The following is an 18,218-nucleotide window of genomic DNA, read 5'->3' as shown; positions in this document are numbered from 1 at the left end:
GCCCGGCGGTTGTTCCGCTCGGCGGCCCCTTAACTATTTCGCATTCCAACAGGACACCAGGCGATGAAGACCGAGGATAAGGCCGACGACCGGCGCGAAGCAATCGATACGCTGATCGCGAACGGCTGCGTGATCACGATGGACCCGCAGCGGCGCGTGATCGAGAACGGCGCAGTTGCCGTGAACGGCGATCGCATCGTCGCCGTTGGCGACACCGTCGAGTTGCAGGCGCGTTTCCGTGCCGCGCGCACGATCGACGCGCGCCGCAAGGCCGTGCTGCCGGGCCTGATCGATTCGCATGCGCACGCCGGTCACGCGATGCTGCGCACGATCGGCGGTGCGGACGGCGATGCGTGGTCGGCCGCGGCCGAGACGATCTACACGCACGCGTCGGACGAGGTGTTCTGGGAAACCGAATCGCACCTCGCGGCGCTCGAGCGGCTGAAGGCCGGCGTGACGACGGGCGTGTCGCTGCTCGGCGGCGGCAACTCGATCATGCGCGTCGACGATCCCGTCTACGCGCGGCGCCACTGCGATGCGGTCGTGCGTACCGGCACGCGCTCGATCGTGGCCGTCGGTCCGTCGCGCCCGCCCGCGCCGCGTGCATACACGCGCCATTCGCCGAACGGCAGCGAGACGCGCGACGTCGATTTCGACACGATGTACGACGTATGCGAGCGCATCGTCGACGCGTGCCACGGCGATGCCGACGGCCGGATCCGGATCGCGCTGACGCTGCCCGTGTACGGTCCCGAGCACGACCCCGAACTCGCGCGGTACGAGCGCGACTTCCGCGACCAGGCGGTGCGCTACGGCGCATTGGCGCGCGAACGCGGCCTGACGTTCACGCAGGACGGGCATCGCGCCGGCACGCTCGCGTTCGCGCATCGCGAACTCGGGCTGCTCGGCCCGACGTCGTTCATGTCGCACAGCATCGACCTGACCGACGACGACATCGCCGCGTGCGTGGAAACCGGCACCGCGATCGTCCACAACCCGAGCGCGATCATGTCGATCATCGGCCGCTGCCCGGTGCCCGAGCTGATCGATGCGGGCGTGACCGTCGCGATCGCGTCGGACGGCGCGGCGCCCGATCGCGGCTACGACATGTTCCGTCACATGTGGCAGTGCATGCACTACCATCGCCGCCACTTCCGCGACCCGGACGTGCTGCCGCACGGCAAGGTGCTGGAGATGGTGACGATCGACGCGGCGAAGGCGCTGTCGCTCGATCACGAGATCGGTTCGCTCGAAGCCGGCAAGCTCGCCGATGTCATCCTCGTCGACCTGTTCCGCCCGCACATGATGCCGATGAACATGCCCGTGTATCGCGTGACGTGTTTCGCGAATGCGGCCGACGTGTGCATGACGATGGTCGGCGGCCGCGTGCTGATGGAGGATCGTCGCGTATTGTCGGTCGACGAGCACGAGATTCTCGAACGTGTGACGACGGTGGCGGAGACGATGATCGCGCGCAGCGGGTTGCGGCACCTGCTCGACGAGCCGACGACGCTGTGGGGGCGCAGTCGCTACTGAACGACGCCGCGGCGGCAGTGGTTTGCGCGGTGCAAGGACGGCGAGGCGGGGCCGGCTCGGGCCGGGTTTTTTTCTGGTTTCGTCGCCGACGGACATGCTAGGATTTCCGTCAAACAACTCCGGAGACTGCTATGCCGTTCATCTGCGAAAACGTTGAATGCCGCGCCGTGCTGGCTCGTGGTCAGGTCAAGCCCGAGCACGAGGATGCGGGGTGGTGTTTCTACTGCCCGGACTGCAAGGCCAGGAACGAGTTGACGAGTGCTGGCGTGCCGGGCGGTCCGGTCGAGTTGAATCAGCCGGAGCGAGCCAGTCCCCCGCACAAGGTCGTCGCGACGGCGCGCGCTTTGGAGGACGGCGGGTTCGCCGCGCAGCTGCGCGTGCAGCGGGCGCTCGCCGTGAAAGGAACGTACGCGGCCGAAGAGCGCTGGGAGCAGCTCGGCGTATTCCCCGACGCGCAGGAGGCCGTCGCGCACGCGAGGTCCTTCGCGATGGACCTGCTGGCACGGGCGGCCTAGGCGCGAGCGGCCCGCGACACGATCCACATTTTTACCGGCAACGACACCGGGCCGCGGCGCGGGTGTCGTACCGTGCCGGGCGGCCGACGCCGGTCGGGCCGGTCACATCACGCCACCGCCGGCTCTCGAAGACGGAACTGCGCGACGGCATCGCTCAGCCGCGTGCTCTGATCCTCGAGCGACAGCGCCGCGGCGGCCGCCTCTTCCACCAGCGCCGCATTGCGCTGCATCGTCTGCTCCATCTGGATGACCGCGGCATTCACCTGCTCGATGCCGGCCGACTGCTCGTCGAATGCGGTGCTCGTCTCGCCCATGATTGCGTTCACGCGCTCGACCGCGGCGACGAGTTCGGTCATCGCCGAGCCGGCGAGCGCGACGAGGCCGCTGCCGTCTTCGACGCGCTGCGCCGAGTGGCCGATGAGTTCGCGAATTTCCTTCGCCGCCGACGCGCAGCGCTGCGCGAGCCCGCGCACCTCGGTCGCCACCACGGCGAAGCCACGCCCCTGTTCGCCCGCGCGCGCTGCTTCGACCGCGGCATTCAACGCAAGGATGTTCGTCTGGAATGCGATGCTTTCGATCACGCCGACGATGCCGGAGATCCGCGTGGAGCTGTGCGAGATCGCCGACATCGTTTCGATGACGCGCTGCATCGCGTCGCCGCCTTTCGACGCGATGCCGGCCGCGCCTTGCGCGTAAGTGCGCGCATCGCGCGCGTTGTCCGCGTTCTGGCGCACGGTCGCCGTCAGCTGCTCCACGCTCGCCGCCGCCTGCTGCAGCGACACGGCCTGCTGCTCCGTGCGCGCGGACAGGTCGACGTTGCCGCTCGCGATCGTGCGGACGTCGCCGACGATCGTCTCCGTGCTCGAGCGCACCTGGTTCACGGTTTCGACGAGGCCGTCCTGCATCCGCTTCAACGCATTCAGCAGATATGCCATTTCGTTTTCGCCGGGAATGACGACCGTGCCGGTCAGGTCGCCTTTCGAAATCCTGTCGAAATGCGCGACGGCGAGATGGATCGGCGCGATGATCGCCTTCGCGAGCACGCGCTGCGCCAGGAAGCCGACGATCAACGCGAACAGCGCGACCGCCGCCATGGCCCACACGATTCGGTGGAAGCGCTCGCCGGCCGCGTCGTAGCGCGCCTTCTGGCGTGCGACCTGGAACGATTCGAGCGCGTCGATCGCTTCCTGGTAGGCGGTGAAGAGTGCCGGCGGCGCGGTGCGGTGCGTGTCGAGGAAGTCGAATGCGTTGTCGTGGTCGAGTTGCGACATCGCCTTCAGGAACACCTGGTCGAGCAGCGTGCGACGGCGATTGCTCAGCGTGTCGAACAGCGTTTGCTCGTCGGCGTCGCGCGTGTGCAGGCGCGTGTACGCGTCCAGTTCGTCGTCGCTCTGCTTGAGGAGCGTGTGGAGTTGCGCGATTTCCGCCTTCGCGGGCTGGCCGGCACTGATGATCTGCGCGACGTCGCTCACGCGTTCGCGCAGCACGAGCATGCGCTCCGAGCTGGTTTTCAGGTGCAGCAGCGACGCGGTGTCGTCGCGGTACATCGCTTCGAGCGAGCTGTTGCCCGCGTAGAGGGCGGCGATGCACGCGCCGACGACCAGCACGAGCAGCGCCGTATAGCCGGCGATGGTCGCGACGAGTCCGCCGCGGATGGTGAGTTTTCGCATGACGTTCCCTTGCCGGCGGCCCGACGGGCGGCCAACGGCGGATGTGGATTCCGGATCACGAACGACGAAGGGGCGCCGCGTCGAAATGCGGGGCGCCGGGGTTGCGAACGGGTTAACGGCAGGCGTGGCGCGGCGGTTTTATCCGCACGCGACGCGAATCTGAACGAATGCGACAGAAGGGCGGCGGTGGAGGGTGGATGCGTTGCCGTGGTGAGCGGCGTGCCGACGGCCGAGGCACGCATGTGCCACCGGCCGCGGCCGCTCGCTTCCGTCAGTTGTAGATATCGAACGAGAAATACTTCTTCGCGATCCGCTGATACGTGCCGTCCTGAATCAGGCTCGCGAGCGCCTGGTTGATCTGCGTGCGCAGCGCGTCGTCATCCTTGCGCACGCCGATCGCGGAGCCGACGCCGAGCGTCTTCGGATCGTGCAGCGGCGGCCCCGCGAATTCGAAGTTCGCGCCCTTCGCCGTCTTCAGGAAGCCGAGATCGGCCTGCACAGACGATTGCAGCGACGCGTCGAGGCGCCCCGCAATCAAATCCTGATAGACGAGATCCTGCGTCTGGTACGTGCGCACGATCACGCCCTTCGGTTCCCAGTACGTGCGCGCATAGGTTTCCTGCGTCGACCCCTGCTCGACGCCGACGCTCTTGCCCGCGAGCGACCCGGCCGTCGGTTGCAGATTCGAGCCGCGTCGCGCGACGAGGCGCGGCGGCACGTTGTTGATCTTGTCGGTGAACGCGATCTGCGCGAGGCGCTTTTCGGTCACGCTCATCGACGACAGCACGCCGTCGAACTTGCGCGCCTTCAGCGCGGGGATCATCCCGTCGAAGGCGTTCTCGACCCACACGCAGCGCACCTTCATGCGTTCGCAGATCGCGTTGCCGAGATCGATGTCGAAGCCGACGAGCTTGCCGTCCGGCGCGAGCGATTCGAACGGCGCGTAGCTGGGATCGACGCCGAGGCGCAGGACGGCCGGGTCTTTCGCGGCGGCGGCGCCTGCCGTCAGCGCAAGCGCGACGGCGATGACGAGTTTTTTCATGATTGTCTCCATGATCGATTGATGTCGTGTGCGGTGAAGCGAATGCGGCCGGTGGGCGTGACGGCCCGCGCCCGGCCATGCGCGGGCGGCTGGACGAGCGCCGGAAGATGCCGGCGTTCGTCCGGGTCAGGGAATCCGGTGGTTCTGTGTCAGCGCGCGGCGCCGGCGATGCGCGCCATGTTGCGGCGGTAGCCGGCGGGCGAGAACGCGGCATTCAACGCGGCCATCGACGCGATCACGCCGACATGCAGCCACCACGCGATCGCGAAGCTGCCGCCTGCGTCGCGCAGCCAGCCGATCAGCCAGGGGCTCGCGGCGACGATGAGGAAGCCGATGCCCTGCACGAACGCGGCGAGCGCGCCGGCGAGCCGCGCATCGGGCACGTGGTCGAGCGTGACGATCAGACTCATCGAGAAGAAGCCGCCGAGCCCGACGCCGACGCTCGCGACCCACAGCCACGGCGCGAGCGCGGGCATCGTCGCGAACCCGACGAAGCCGATCGTCTGCAACGCGAGCGTGAGCCACAGTGCGGGGCGGCGCTCATGCGAGCGTTTCGCGAGCAGCGGCATCGCGAGCGCGCCGGCGGCCTGGAACAGCGCCATCCACGCAAGCAGGTTGCCGCTCGCTTGCGCGCTCAGGCCGACGCTGCGATAGAACGCGGGCAACCACGCGACGAGGCTCGCGTAGCCGCTGTTGCTGAGGCCGAAGAACAGCGCGAGTTGCCATGCGCGCGGAATTCGGACGAACGCGGTGACGGGCGCCGAAACCGTCGCGGCATGCACCGCGTCGCGCGGCGCCTTCGCGCGCCACAGCGCGAGCGTGACGAGCGCGGGCACGGCCCAGACGGCGAGCGACAGATGCCAGCCGCCGTGCGCGGCGAGCCACGGGCTCGCGACCGCGCCGAATGCGCCGCCGCCGACCAGCGCGGCCGAATAGAGGCCCATCGCGAGCGGCAGCCGGTCGACGAACCAGCGCTTGGCGAGGCCCGGCGCGAGCGACTGGACCACCGCGACCCCCGCGCCCGCGACGACCGCCGTGACGACCAGCCCGATGCTGCTGCCGGTCCACAGCCGCGCGGCGCAGCCCGCGGCGATCAGCGCCAGCGCGGTGGCGAGCGCGCGCTGCTCGCCGACGCGTCGTGCGAGCCCGACGCCGACGCCGGCGACGACGCCCATCAGCACGAACGGCAGCGTGGTCAGCAGCGCGGCCGCGCGGAAGCCGAGGCCCGTGTCGGCACGCACGATGTCGAGCACGGGGCCGAACGCGGTCAGGAACGGCCGCAGGTTGAGGCCGGCGAGCACCAGCAACGCGAGTGCGCCGCAGGATACGGAAGCCGCATGCGGGCGGGGGACGGCTTGCGCGGTGCCGGGGTCGGTCATCGGAATGCTCCAGGCGGGCCGGTGGCCCTGTGATGCGATGCCGAAAGGGTAAAGGCGCGCTTACCCAGGTGAAAATTAAATATTCGACTGGGTGTCAGTGCGGATTGCGATGGCGCGGCGCCGCGCGCAACTTCGACGCGCTACGCGGCCGGCAGGTGCGGTTCGTCGGCCCGTTCGCGGGCCTTTTCACGCGCGGCGACGAGCGTCCGGATGCGCGCACGATCGGCCGGCGTCGCCGGCGTGAAGATCACGAGGCTCAGGTCCGGGCGGCCGGTCACCGAGAACGCGGAGTATTCGAGCGCGATCCGGCCGGCCTGCGGATGACGAATCTCCTTCGTTCCTTCGTCATGCGAATGGATGTCGTGATCGCGCCACATCGCGTCGAACTCGGCGCTCGTCGCACGCATCTCGTCGACGAACGTCTGCACGGCCTGCGTTGCCCCGCCGCGCGCGATGTCGGCGCGAAACGCGCCCACCGCGAACCGCGCGACGCGTTCCCAGTTCTGCTGCGCGTAGCGCACCCCGGCATCGACGAAGATCAGCCGCAGGATATTGCGCGCGGGCGGCGGCAGCGTCGCATAGTCGGTCAGCGTCGCGGCGGCCGCGTCGTTCCATGCGACGACGTCCCACGTCGCCGTGCGCACGATCGCGGGGCTGGCGTCGAGCGAATCGAGCACGTGCTGCAGGCGCGGCGTGACGTCGCTGCTCGCGTGATAGCGCACCTCGGGCGGATGGCCGAGGCCGATCAGGAACAGATGCTCGCGTTCGGCGTCGTTGAGCAGCAGCGCGCGGGCGAGCCGGTCGAGCACGTCGGCGGACGGCGCGCCGCCGCGCCCCTGTTCGAGCCACGTGTACCACGCGGCGCTCACGTGCGCGCGCTGCGCGACTTCCTCGCGCCGCAGGCCCGGCGTGCGGCGGCGCGCGACGGGCAGCCCGAGCGCGGCCGGATCGAGTTTCTCGCGGCGATCCCGAAGGTACGCGCCGAGCAGGTTGTCGGATGCGTCAGCCATAGCCTGTTAGTTCGTTTACCGGTAAACCGTCACGGCTTCACCGCGCGCGACGGTCGACAGATAGTAAGCCTCTCATTCATTCGGAGGTGTCGAAATGCGTGTCTTTGTAACGGGAGCGTCGGGTTTCGTCGGCTCCGCGGTCGTTGCGGAACTCGTGGCCGCCGGGCATGCGGTGCTCGGTCTCGCGCGTTCCGACGCGGCCGCCGAGGCGGTCGCGGCAGCGGGTGCCGAGGTGCATCGCGGGTCGCTGGAGGATCTCGACAGCCTGACGCGCGGCGCCGAGGCCGTCGACGCGGTGATCCACACGGGATTCAATCACGACTTCTCGCGCTTCGCGGAAAACTGCGAGCTCGACCGGCGCGCGATCGAGACGATCGGTGCGGCGCTCGCGGGGTCGGCGCGGCCGCTGATCGTCACGTCGGGCCTCGCGCTCGTCGCGCCCGGCCGCGCGGCGACGGAGGACGATCCGCACGTGCCGGTGTCGGCGACCTATCCGCGCGCGTCGGAAGCGACGGCGGCCGCGCTGGCCGCGCGCGGCGTGTGCGCGTCGGTCGTGCGCCTGCCGCCGTCCGTGCACGGCGACGGCGATCACGCCTTCGTGCCGCGCCTGATCGCGTTCGCGAGGGAGAAGGGCGCGTCGGCGTATCTCGGCGACGGCGGCAACCGCTGGCCGGCCGTGCACCGGCTCGATGCGGCGCGCGTGTACCGGCTCGCGGTCGAACGCGGCGCGTCCGGCGCGCGCTATCACGCGGTCGACGATACGGGCGTGCCGTTTCGCGCGATCGCGGACGTGATCGGTCGCCGGCTGAACGTGCCGGTCGTGTCGAAATCGGCCGCGCAAGCCGGCGAGCATTTCGGCTGGTTCGCGATGTTCGCGGGAATGGATGCGCCCGCAACGAGCGAGCGTACGCGCGCGCTGCTCGACTGGGCGCCGGTGCAGCCGGGATTGCTGGCCGACATCGACCGGCCGAGGTACTTCGAGACCTGATGCGCGCATGCGCGGGGCGTGCCGTCGTTTTCGGCCGGCACGCCCGTCGCGCGTCATTCGACCGGATGCAGGTCCTGCAGCAGCGTCGGCACGAGCTCCGACACGGTCGGGTGGATGTGCATCGCGCGGCTGATCGTCGTGTACGGCGCGCCGGCGGCCATCACGTCGAGCAACCCGTGCACGACCTCGTCGCCCGTCACGCCGAGGATCGACGCGCCGAGGATCGCATGGTTGTCCGCGTCGACGATCACCTTCATGAAACCGTGGCTCTCGCCTTTTTCGACCGCTCGCCCGACCCGCGTCATCGGCCGCGTGCCGACCAGCAGCCTGCGGCCGGTTTGCCTCGCTTCCGCGAGCGTCATGCCGACGCGGCCGAGCGGCGGATCGATGTACATCGCGTACGCGGTGATGCGGTCGGACACCCTGCGCGGATCGTCATCGAGCAGGTTGGCCGCAACGATCTCGTAGTCGTTGTACGCGGTGTGCGTGAATGCGCCGCGCCCGTTGCAGTCGCCGAGCGCCCAGATGCCGGGGACGTTGGTGCGCAGTTGATCGTCGACGGTGACGTAGCCGCGCGCGTCGACCGCGACGCCGGCCTGCTCGAGCCCGAGATCGTCGGTGTTCGGCACGCGGCCGACCGCGAGCAGCAGGTGCGAGCCCGCGACCTCGCGGCGGCCGCCGGTGCAGTCCAGGCCGACCGCGACGCCGTCGCCGTCGCGTCGCGCGGTCAGGCAGTTCGCATCGAGCTGCACGTCGATGCCTTCGTTCGCGAGAATCTCGTGCACGGCCTGCGAGACGTCCTCGTCCTCGCGCCGGATCAGACGCGATCCTTTCTCGACGATCGTCACCTGCGAGCCGAAGCGGCGGTACATCTGACCGAATTCGAGCCCGACGTAGCTGCCGCCGACGATCACGAGATGCTCGGGCAGGAAGTCGACGTCCATCATCGTCGAGTTGGTCAGGTACGGCACCGAGTCGAGGCCCGGCATCGGCGGAATTTGCGCGCGCCCGCCGACGTTGATGAAGATGCGGTCGGCTTCGAGCACTTCGTCGCCGACGCGTACCGCGTTCGCCCGCTCGAATCGGGCATGACCCTGAAACACGGTCGTGTTCTCGAGCCCGCGCACCCATTGTTCGACGCCGTGGTTCGAGCGCCCGGAAATCCGGTCCTTGCGCGCCTTCACGGCCTTCATGTCGACGCTGACGGGGCCGACCGACACGCCGTATTCGGCCGAACGACGTGCAAGCTGCGCCGCGTACGCGCTCGCGATCAGCGTCTTGGTCGGAATGCAGCCGGTGTTCACGCAGGTGCCGCCGAAGCGGCCACGCTCGATGATCGCCACTTTCATGCCGGCGCCCGCGAGCCGCGCGGCGAGCGGTGGACCGGCCTGGCCCGTGCCGATGACGATCGCGTCGAAGTGTTGCGTCATGACGTCCTCCTGCGCTGGTTCAACGTGGGAAGGGGGCGCGCAAGACGCATGCCGCGTCGGCGCGCGCCCGAACGGCGACGAGCGCCTATGGTAGACCGGTTGGCGAGGGGAGGCGAGTTGCGCTGATGCAAGCGGCGGAACATGGTCCGCCGACGGTTTTTCAGTCCTTGCGCCGCCATTGGCCGAACGTCACCGGCCGGTGCGCATCGGCGCGCGTGACGGTGACTTCGTCGGGCTTGTCGTCGAGCGGAAACGATTCGGTGTAGATCTCGCTGGCGAACAGCCAGCCGTGTGCGCGCGGGTCGTAGCGGAACGTCACGTAGTCGCTCCAGTGCTGGCCGCACGCGACGAAGTTCTGCACGGTGAAATAGCGGCCTTTCACCGAGAGGCCGCTGTCGGCGGCGTCTTCGGGATCGAACGGATCGCACTGGCCGCCTTCGTTCGCGCGCAGGACCACGTGGTCGTTGCGCGCGGCGAGGCGGTACGCGTGATCGGGCCGCTCCTCGAAGATCAGCAGCGGGCGGGGCGACGGCTGCCCGCGCGAATCGGCCGCGCGATGCACGACGACGAGAAAGCTGCGCCGTCCGTCGCCGAGGTCCGGCCCTGCTTGCGCGACGAGCGGCTGGTAGCCGGACGGCAGTTGAGTCGCGATGGATTGCGGCAGGCCGTCGGCCCATGCGCCGGACGACAGCGCGGCGAGCAGCGCGAGGAGGGCGCGGTGCGCGGTCTTGCCCATCACAGATCCCGCCCGAGAAACGCGGTGCCGGGCACCGGATTGAACGCCACGGGCGGCGCGGGCGTGAAGCCGAGCGAATCATACAGTTGCCTTGCAACGACGAATTCGGGCAGTACGTCGAGACACATCCGCGCATAACCGGTCGCCTTCGCGTCGCGCAGCAGCCGTTCGACGAGCTGGCGGCCGACGTTCAGCCCACGCGCTTCGGGGCGGACGTACACGCGCTTCATCTCGCACGTCGTCGCGTCGATTTCGCGAAACGCCGCGCAGCCGACCGCATGCTCGCCGCGCCACGCGAGCAGCAATTGCCCGCGCGGCGCCGCGTATTTTCCCGGCAGCGCGGCGAGTTCGGGCTCATAGTCCTGGAACGCGAGGCTGACCGCGGGGCTCGCGATGTACTCGCGGAAAATCGCTTCGACGACGGCGGCATCGTCGGGATAGCGGGCGGCGCGGATCTCGATCATGGGGGCGTGGCGCGATGGCGGAAACCGCACCCAGCATAGCAGCGCGCGGGTGCTTCCGGCGGCCCGCGAAGCGTGCCAGAATCGTCGACTTCACCGTCGGGATTCGACACGCAGGCGCCGGCGCTTCGGCGTCGCTGATCAAGGAGACTTCGATGACTGCATCGGCTGCCGTACTCGCCATTCTGGCCGCGCTGTGGCTTGGCGCGATGATTCCGGGCCCGAGTTTCGTGCTGGTCGCCCGCAATTCGATCGGGCTGTCGCGCCGCGACGGGCTCGCGACTGCGCTCGGCATGGGCGTCGGCGGGATCGCGTTCGGCGGCGTCGCGCTGGCCGGGCTCTACACGCTGCTGCAGGCGGTCGAATGGCTGTACGTGGGCCTCAAGCTCGCGGGCGGCGCATACCTGATCTACATGGCGTCGAAGATCTGGCGCGGCGCCGACCGGCCGATCGCGATGGACGATTCGCAGGCCGTCGTCGCCGGCAGCGCGCGCAAGTCGTTCTGGACCGGCCTCACGACCCAGCTCAGCAACCCGAAGACGGCGATCTGGTACGGCAGCATCTTCGCGGCGCTGTTGCCGCAGCATCCGCCGCTCTGGTGCTACCTGGCGCTGCCGCCGCTCGTGTTCGGCGTCGAATTCGGCTGGTACACGCTCGTCGCGCTGTGCTTCTCGACCCGCCGGCCGCGCGAACTCTACCTGCGCGCGAAGAAGTGGGTCGACCGCGTCGCGGCCGGCGCGATCACGCTGCTCGGCCTGCGGCTGATCCTGAACGCGCCGAAGGCGGGGATCTGACGGCAGCGGCGGCGCCGTTGCATTCCTGAAAGGCATGCCGCCACGGCCGGTCATTCCGGCACATGGCGTCGCGGGCGGCGCCACGGCTTCGAATCACCGCCCCCCGGACGCGCATGCGCGCGTCACGCCGCCGGAAACCGTTCGAGCAGGGCCGCGAACCGCGCGTCGTCCGGAAACGCCGTCACTTCATACCGCACCGGCCGGTGCGCGGTGGCCGTCATCAGGTCGCCGCAGGCGTCCCGCAGCGCGGCCATCGGCACGTGGGCCGACTGCCGCGTCGCTTCCCGATAGAGCACGACGATGTCCGTCTCGGGCAGCAGCGTCGACACGCCGTCGCTCCACACGCCGACGCTGAAGAGCTCGCCGTTCTGCCGCCGGTACACGGTGTACGACGCCACGAAGACGTCGATGCCGTCCCGCTTGTGGAGGTCGTCCAGCAGCGTCCGCTGATCCTGATAGTCGCCCGCGAGCTCGTCCACGCGCAACGCGTGCAGCTTCGCTTCCAGCCCTGCCGGAACGAAATTCCGCCACGCGGCGCCGTCCCAGCGCAGCATCAGCGGCGGCAGCGGACGCGGCTGCGCGCGCGCCTGTTCCGCGAGTTCTACCATCGTCGCGAGCCCGGCCGCGTTGCGGTCGCCGGTGAGCAGCAGCACGGCCCGGTTCGGCGCCATCACCACCGGCGCGCCGGAGATCGGCTGGCGGTGCAGCAGATCGGTCAGCAATAGCCGCGCCGCGTCGTAGTAGTCGCCGAACTGCGACAGGAACACGCCGTCGCGCAATGCGGCCCACGGCGTCGACGACGCACCGCGCAGGTTGTCGATCGCGATGTCGCATGCGTCGTCGAAGCTGACGCCCCATTCGGCGAGCCGTGCGCTCGTCAGCCGCGCGACGCTGAATTCGCCGTCGTACGCGATGCCGATCTCGAGGTTCTCGCACAGCGTCCGGAACGCGACTTCCGACGCGGCGGGCTGTCCGGCGAGTTGCAGCGCGACCGTGCCGCGCTCCGTCGCGCTGCGGATCACGGGGCGCAGTCGCGCACGGACGTCCGCGAAGTTCGCCGGAATCTCGTGCTGCATCATCGCGCTCGCCTGCCGCTGCAGCGTCGCTTCGCGCTCGGCCGGCTTCGCGTCCGCGTAGTCGCGGAACAGGTTGTGCAGGTTGATGATGTTCGACGGGACATCCGCTTGCACGAGACGGCCCTTGTCGTCCTCGTGAAGCCACTCGCGCGTGTCGCCGGTCGCGCGCAGCGCGGCGATCAGGCGGGCGGCGAAGTCCTGCCGGGTAGGCGGTTTGCTGAAGCGCTCGCGCAGGCGCGCGACAAAGTCGGAAAGCATCGTGAGCGGTCGGGCAGGCCCGTCTGTTATCAGTCGTTGTCATGGGCGGCGGCGCCCGTCTCCCGGGGCGCCGCCTGCGTCCCGCGGATATCGGCCGGATATCCATGTGCGTCCGGCGGCCCGCGCGCCGGCTGCAAAGCGGCGCGGGCCCGCATCGGGCGCGAATCGCGCGGCGGGTGTCGCGATGGTACCGCACGTCAGTGACGGAAACGCATGCGGGCGAACATTATGGTCTGGCGTGAACCGGCGTCCGCCGGGGCGGCTTCGGAAGGCAGCCGGATGCGTGGCCAGGGCCGCGCCGGCGCACCGGGAATCCCCGGCGATCGGCCCGCGAGCCTTGTGCTGCGGGCGTTCGGGCCGGTTGCGCGGCATGCCGGGCTGGGCCGCTTCCCCGATTCTGGCGGTCGACCTCCCGACGACGTGTAAACTGCTGCCTTTTTTGACGGTTTGCAGCATGGTGCAAGCACCCCCGCGCCCGGCACTGAGCGGCCCGACGCTCGTCCGGCTGCTCGCGCGCCTGACCGATGCCGACGTCGCGGAATCCCGGCAGACGCTGTCGGACCGCCTGAGCCAGTGGCTCGGCTGGACCGACGCGATCACGCTGTCGTCCGCGCTGAATGCGAGCCCGCCCGGCGTCGCGGCCGGCGTGCGTGGTTACGACGCGGAGCGTGACTGCGCGCGCGTGCGCCACGACCTCGCGCAGGCGATCACGGCCGCCCACCGCCCGCGCACGCGGCGGCGCCCCGGCGAGTTGCCGCCGCCGCCCGCCGACACGGCCGACTTCGCCGATTTCCGCCAGAGCTGTCTGTCGCTCCAGCAGGAAATGGAGACCGCGATCGGCCAGTTGCGCGGCCGCCTGCGGGTCGCGGTCGCCGCACGCTCGTCCGGGATGGCGCGGCTCGCGACGCTCGACGCGATCATGGAGCGCGTGCTCGGCGCGCGCGAGCGCAGCCTGCTGTCCGCCGTGCCCGCGCTGCTCGGCACGCGCTTCGAGCGGCTGCGCGACGCGGAACGGCAGGCGCTCGCCGACGCGCAAGCGGCGGCCGACGCCGCTGCCGAGGGCGACGCACCGTCCGTCGCGGCGATCGTGCCGGGCACGTGGCTCGACACGTTCCGCAACGAGATGCAAAGCATCCTGCTCGCCGAACTCGAAGTCCGGTTTCAAACGGTAGACGGGCTGCTCGCGGCCCTTCGTACCTGCTAATCCCTACGCTATGTCCAGAATTCGTCTTGATCTCGTTGTCTTCATCGCCGGTCTGCTCGCAGTGTGCTGGATCGGCGTCGGCTATATCGCGTCGAACCCGCTCGCGACGGCCGTCACGCTGCTGATCGGCGCGTGCTACGTCGCCGGTGCGTGGGAACTGCGGCGCTACCGGCAGGCCACCGCCGCGCTGTCGCACGCGGTGGACGGCCTGACCGAACCGCCGGCGAAGCTCGACACGTGGCTCGATACGCTGCCCCCGGGCCTGCGCGGTGCCGTGCGGGCACGCGTCGAAGGCGCGCGCGTCGCGCTGCCGGGCCCATCGCTCACGCCGTATCTGGTCGGCCTGCTCGTGCTGCTCGGCATGCTCGGCACGCTGCTCGGGATGGTCGTGACGCTGAAGGGCACGGGCGCCGCGCTCGAAAGCGCGACCGACCTCGACGCGATCCGCGCGTCGCTGATCGCGCCGGTGAAGGGTCTCGGCTTCGCGTTCGGCACGTCGATCGCGGGTGTCGCGACGTCCGCGATGCTCGGTCTTCTGTCCGCGCTCGTGCGCCGCGAACGGCTCGACGCGGGCCAGCAGCTCGACGCGAAGATCGCGACGACGCTGCGCGTGCATTCGTCCGCGCACCAGCGCGACGAATCGTTCCGGCTGCTGCAGCGCCAGGCCGACGTGATGCCGGTGCTGGTCGACCGGCTCCAGACGATGATGACGACGCTCGAGGCGCGCAGCGTCGCGCTGCACGATCGCCAGATCGAAAGCCAGCAGGCATTCTTCGATCGGACCGAGCGCGCGTATGCGGGCCTGGCGTCAAACGTCGGCGATGCGCTGAAGGAAAGCGCGGCCGAAAGCGCGCGCGTGGCCGGTGCCGCGCTGCAGCCGGTCGTCGCGGCGACGATGGCGGGGCTCGCGCAGGAAATGGCCGCGCTGCGCGACACCGTGACGGGCGCCGTGCAGCGTCAGCTCGACGGGCTGACCGACGGTTTCGAGAAGACCACCGGGAACGTGACGGCCGTCTGGAATCGCGCGCTCGACGAGCAGCGCCGCGCGGGCGATGCCGTCGCACAGCAGCTGCAAACGACGCTCGGCCAGTTCACCGACACCTTCGCGCAGCGTTCGACGGCCCTGCTCGACGGCGTCGCGACGCGCCTCGAATCGACCGAAAGCCGGCTGTCCGACGCGTGGCGCGATGCGCTCGCGCGCCAGGAGCAGGTCGGCGAGACGCTGGCCGGCCAGCATGCACAGGCGCTCGGCGAAGCCGCCGCGACGTTCGAGCGGCATTCGGGCGCGGCGCTTGCCGCGATGCGCGAGTCGCATGCGGCGCTGCAAACGCAACTGGCCGCGCGCGACGAGGAACGCCTGGCGGCGTGGAATGCGTCGCTGACCGCGATGGCCGCGAAGCTCGGCGACGAATGGCAGCGCGCGGGCGCGCATAGCGCGGGCCGTCAGCAGGAAATCTGCGATGCGCTGGCGCAGACGACGCGCGATCTCACTGCGCAAGCGTCCACGTTCGAACAACGTTCGAACGACCTGTTGTCGACGATTCGCGATTCGCACACGGGCCTGCAAACGCAACTGGCCGCGCGCGACGAAGAACGTCTGGCGGCGTGGAACGATTCGCTGGCCGTGATGGCTGCGAAGCTCGGCGACGAATGGCAGCGCGCGGGCGCGCACAGCGCGGGCCGTCAGCAGGAAATCTGCGATGCGCTGGCGCAGACGACGCGCGATCTCACGGCGCAAGCGTCCACGTTCGAACAACGTTCGACCGATCTGCTTGCGACGATTCGCGAATCGCACACGGGCCTGCAAACGCAACTGGCCGCGCGTGACGAAGAACGTCTGGCGACGTGGAATGCTTCGCTGGCCGCGATGGCGACGAAGCTCGGCGACGAATGGCAACGTGCGGGCGTGCACAGCGCGGGCCGTCAGCAGGAAATCTGCGATGCGCTCGCGCAAACGACGCGCGATCTCACGGCACAGGCGTCCACGTTCGAACAACGTTCGAACGACCTGCTGTCGACGATTCGCGAATCGCACGCGAGCCTGCAAACGCAACTGGCCGAACGCGACGAAGCACGCCTGGCTGCATGGAACGACTCGCTCGCTGCCATGGCCGCCGCGTTGCGTGACGAATGGGCGCGGACGAGCGCACAGGCCGCGACGCGCCAGCAGGACATCTGCGACACGCTGACCCGCACCGCGAACGACATCACCGCCCTGGCACAGGTGCACGCGAGCGACACGATCAACGAAATCTCGCGCCTCGTGCAAGCCGCATCCGAAGCGCCGAAGGCCGCGGCCGACGTCGTCGCCGAACTGCGCCAGCGTCTGTCCGACAGCATGGTGCGCGACACCGCGATGCTCGAGGAGCGCAGCCGCCTGCTCGCGACGCTCGAAACGCTGCTCGGCGCGGTCAACCACGCGTCGACCGAGCAGCGCACCGCGATCGACGCGCTCGTCAGCACGTCGGCCGACCTGCTCGACCGCGTCGGCGCGCGCTTCAACGACACCGTCGATGCCGAAACGCGCAAGCTCGATTCGGTGGCCGCGCAGGTCACGGCGGGGGCGGTCGAGGTCGCGAGCCTCGGCGATGCATTCGGTGCGGCCGTGCAGGTGTTCGGCGAATCGAACGACAAGCTGCTGAACCACCTGCAGCGTATCGAGGCCGCGCTCGAGAAATCGCTCGCGCGCAGCGACGAGCAGCTCGAGTACTACGTCGCGCAGGCGCGCGAGGTGATCGATCTGAGCATGATGTCGCAGAAGCAGATCGTCGAGGACCTGCAGCAGATCGCCGGTCGGCGGGCCTCGGTCGGAGCGTAACGCATGCACGACGAAATCGACGACGGCGCGCCTTCCGCGCCGGTGTGGCCCGCGTTCGCCGACCTGATGTCGGTGCTGCTCGGTGCATTCGTGCTGATCCTCGTCGGCGTGATCGGCATGCAGCTGCAGCTCACGTCGAAGCTCGAGGAAGCCGTGCGTGCGCGCCAGCAGGAGGCGCAGCAGCGCAAGTCGCTCGAAGAGGCGCTCGCCGGGCCGCTCGCGGCCGGCCGCGTGACGCTCGTGAACGGACGCATCGGCATCAGCGGCAACGTGCTGTTCGCGCTGAACTCCGACCAGCTGCAGCCCGAGGGCCGCGATCTGCTGAAGACGCTCGCCACGCCGCTGGCCGCGTACCTGAAGACGCGCGACGAGATCCTGATGATCAGCGGCTTCGCCGACGACCAGCAGGTGCGTGCCGGCAACCGCCAGTTCGCGGACAACTGGGAACTGTCGGCCAAGCGCGCGCTGACGGTCACGCGTGCGCTGATCGACGCCGGCGTGCCGGCGCCGTCGGTGTTCGCGGCCGCGTTCGGCTCCGAGCAGCCGGTCAGCTCGAATGCGGACGATGAAGGCCGCGCGAAGAACCGCCGCGTGGAGATCGCGCCGGTGCCGCGCAAGACCGCCTCGAGCGGGGGGAAGGCGAAGTGACGGACGACGCGACGCACGTGCGCGCGACGCTCGACGCGTGGCGCGAGCAGGGCGCCGACCGGCTGGATCCGGTGCGCTTCCATCGGCTCGACGCGCTCGAAAAGCGCGCGGCCGCGCTCGATGGCGACGCGCGCGCGTTGCTCGATGCGCGGCTCGCGACGCTGCTGGAATGGTTTGCGGAGATCGTCGCGCGAGCCGATGAGACGGCAGCCGCGAGCGAGACGGCGCAAGCCGCCGCCCGGGCGCCCGCGCACGGCCTGCTCGGCGGGCTCGTCGAGCAGCTCGCGCGCGATGCGCAGGCCGATCGAAACGGGATCGATCCCGAACTGATCGACTACTTCCGCGCGACGTGGTCGAAGGTCCGCACCGAACAGCAGTATCGCCAGTCGCTCGACCAGGTGCCGCGCAACGCGGGGCCGCTCAATTCGAACAGTCTCGTGCATCGGTCGCTCGCGACGATGCGCGAATTGTCGCCGGAATACCTGCAGCAATTCATGTCGTACATCGATGCGCTGGCGTGGCTCGAGGATCTCGCCGGCGGCGGCGCTCAGCCCGAGAAGGAAGCGCCGCGCGCGAAGGTCGCGAAGCCGACGAAACCCGCGAGGAAGACCACGCGCGCCAAGGCGCGATAACGCACGACCTCGGCCGGCCGC

At 69.7% G+C, this 18,218-nt stretch carries 16 protein-coding genes; 8 read left to right on the top strand and 8 right to left on the bottom strand.

Translation table 11 applies throughout. From position 1 onward, the window contains the following. The first annotated feature begins 63 nt into the window (after positions 1-63). Together HWX25_RS01825 and HWX25_RS01820 are read left to right on the top strand one after the other, a co-directional pair. Positions 64-1,536: an amidohydrolase family protein gene (locus tag HWX25_RS01825; protein ID WP_175906715.1), complete on the top strand. Its 1,473-nt coding sequence runs from the start codon at positions 64-66 to the stop codon at positions 1,534-1,536. A 131-nt stretch (positions 1,537-1,667) separates the two neighbouring features. After that, positions 1,668-2,051, top strand: coding sequence for a hypothetical protein (locus HWX25_RS01820; protein ID WP_059531991.1), 384 nt, complete (start codon positions 1,668-1,670; stop codon positions 2,049-2,051). 107 nt (positions 2,052-2,158) lie between these two features. On the opposite strand, the gene HWX25_RS01815 is transcribed toward HWX25_RS01820, so the two are convergent. From HWX25_RS01815 to HWX25_RS01800, 4 genes are all read right to left on the bottom strand, one after another. After that, entirely contained in the window at positions 2,159-3,721 is a 1,563-nt protein-coding gene (locus HWX25_RS01815; RefSeq protein ID WP_175906714.1) for a methyl-accepting chemotaxis protein, read from the bottom strand. Positions 3,722-3,992: 271 nt separating this feature from the next. Further along, the gene (locus tag HWX25_RS01810) at positions 3,993-4,763 is read right to left on the bottom strand and encodes an ABC transporter substrate-binding protein (protein WP_059601335.1); all 771 of its coding nucleotides are present in this window, start codon (positions 4,761-4,763) and stop codon (positions 3,993-3,995) included. Positions 4,764-4,912: 149 nt separating this feature from the next. After that, positions 4,913-6,142, bottom strand: a complete 1,230-nt coding sequence (locus tag HWX25_RS01805) for a cyanate transporter (protein WP_175906713.1) — start codon at positions 6,140-6,142, stop codon at positions 4,913-4,915. Positions 6,143-6,282: 140 nt separating this feature from the next. Next, complete coding sequence (locus tag HWX25_RS01800; RefSeq protein ID WP_059818645.1) at positions 6,283-7,152, bottom strand: helix-turn-helix transcriptional regulator; 870 nt, start codon at positions 7,150-7,152, stop codon at positions 6,283-6,285. A gap of 94 nt (positions 7,153-7,246) precedes the next feature. Between HWX25_RS01800 and HWX25_RS01795 the strand changes: the two genes are divergently transcribed. Continuing rightward, the gene (locus HWX25_RS01795; RefSeq protein ID WP_059690309.1) at positions 7,247-8,140 is read left to right on the top strand and encodes an SDR family oxidoreductase; all 894 of its coding nucleotides are present in this window, start codon (positions 7,247-7,249) and stop codon (positions 8,138-8,140) included. 53 nt (positions 8,141-8,193) lie between these two features. Here HWX25_RS01795 and HWX25_RS01790 read toward each other — a convergent pair whose 3' ends face one another. The 3 genes from HWX25_RS01790 to HWX25_RS01780 form a co-directional block, all read right to left on the bottom strand. Further along, entirely contained in the window at positions 8,194-9,570 is a 1,377-nt protein-coding gene (locus HWX25_RS01790; protein ID WP_175906712.1) for an FAD-containing oxidoreductase, read from the bottom strand. 160 nt (positions 9,571-9,730) lie between these two features. Next, entirely contained in the window at positions 9,731-10,306 is a 576-nt protein-coding gene (locus tag HWX25_RS01785) for a hypothetical protein (RefSeq protein ID WP_175906711.1), read from the bottom strand. Next, positions 10,306-10,770, bottom strand: coding sequence for a GNAT family N-acetyltransferase (locus HWX25_RS01780; RefSeq protein WP_175906710.1), 465 nt, complete (start codon positions 10,768-10,770; stop codon positions 10,306-10,308). Before HWX25_RS01780 ends, HWX25_RS01785 begins: the two co-directional genes overlap by 1 nt. 152 nt (positions 10,771-10,922) lie before the next feature. On the opposite strand from HWX25_RS01780, the gene HWX25_RS01775 reads away from it, so the two are divergent. Continuing rightward, the gene (locus HWX25_RS01775; protein ID WP_059532414.1) at positions 10,923-11,561 is read left to right on the top strand and encodes a LysE family translocator; all 639 of its coding nucleotides are present in this window, start codon (positions 10,923-10,925) and stop codon (positions 11,559-11,561) included. 122 nt (positions 11,562-11,683) lie between these two features. On the opposite strand, the gene HWX25_RS01770 is transcribed toward HWX25_RS01775, so the two are convergent. Further along, on the bottom strand, positions 11,684-12,895 hold the full coding sequence (locus HWX25_RS01770) for a hypothetical protein (protein WP_175906709.1): 1,212 nt from the start codon (positions 12,893-12,895) through the stop codon (positions 11,684-11,686). 454 nt (positions 12,896-13,349) lie between these two features. On the opposite strand from HWX25_RS01770, the gene HWX25_RS01765 reads away from it, so the two are divergent. Genes HWX25_RS01765 through HWX25_RS01750 form a run of 4 tightly spaced genes read left to right on the top strand, consistent with a single transcriptional unit; the run spans position 13,350 to position 18,197 of the window. Next, positions 13,350-14,099 carry a DUF3348 domain-containing protein gene (locus HWX25_RS01765; protein WP_175906708.1) on the top strand — a complete coding sequence of 250 codons (750 nt, stop codon included), beginning with the start codon at positions 13,350-13,352 and terminating at the stop codon, positions 14,097-14,099. 10 nt (positions 14,100-14,109) lie between these two features. Then, the gene (locus HWX25_RS01760) at positions 14,110-16,917 is read left to right on the top strand and encodes a DUF802 domain-containing protein (RefSeq protein ID WP_175906707.1); all 2,808 of its coding nucleotides are present in this window, start codon (positions 14,110-14,112) and stop codon (positions 16,915-16,917) included. A 3-nt stretch (positions 16,918-16,920) separates the two neighbouring features. Beyond that, a complete protein-coding gene (locus HWX25_RS01755; protein WP_175906705.1) occupies positions 16,921-17,565 on the top strand; it encodes an OmpA family protein in 645 nt (214 codons plus the stop codon). Then, positions 17,562-18,197, top strand: a complete 636-nt coding sequence (locus tag HWX25_RS01750; RefSeq protein ID WP_175906703.1) for a DUF2894 domain-containing protein — start codon at positions 17,562-17,564, stop codon at positions 18,195-18,197. The genes HWX25_RS01755 and HWX25_RS01750 overlap by 4 nt, the downstream gene beginning before the upstream one ends. The last annotated feature ends 21 nt before the right edge of the window (positions 18,198-18,218 follow it).

Origin of the sequence: Burkholderia sp. BCC1640 (genome assembly GCF_902833125.1) — a bacterium.
Classification (GTDB): domain Bacteria; phylum Pseudomonadota; class Gammaproteobacteria; order Burkholderiales; family Burkholderiaceae; genus Burkholderia; species Burkholderia diffusa.
The sequence above is the reverse complement of the archived record's forward strand: the minus strand, read 5'-3'. Positions and strand labels throughout refer to the sequence as shown.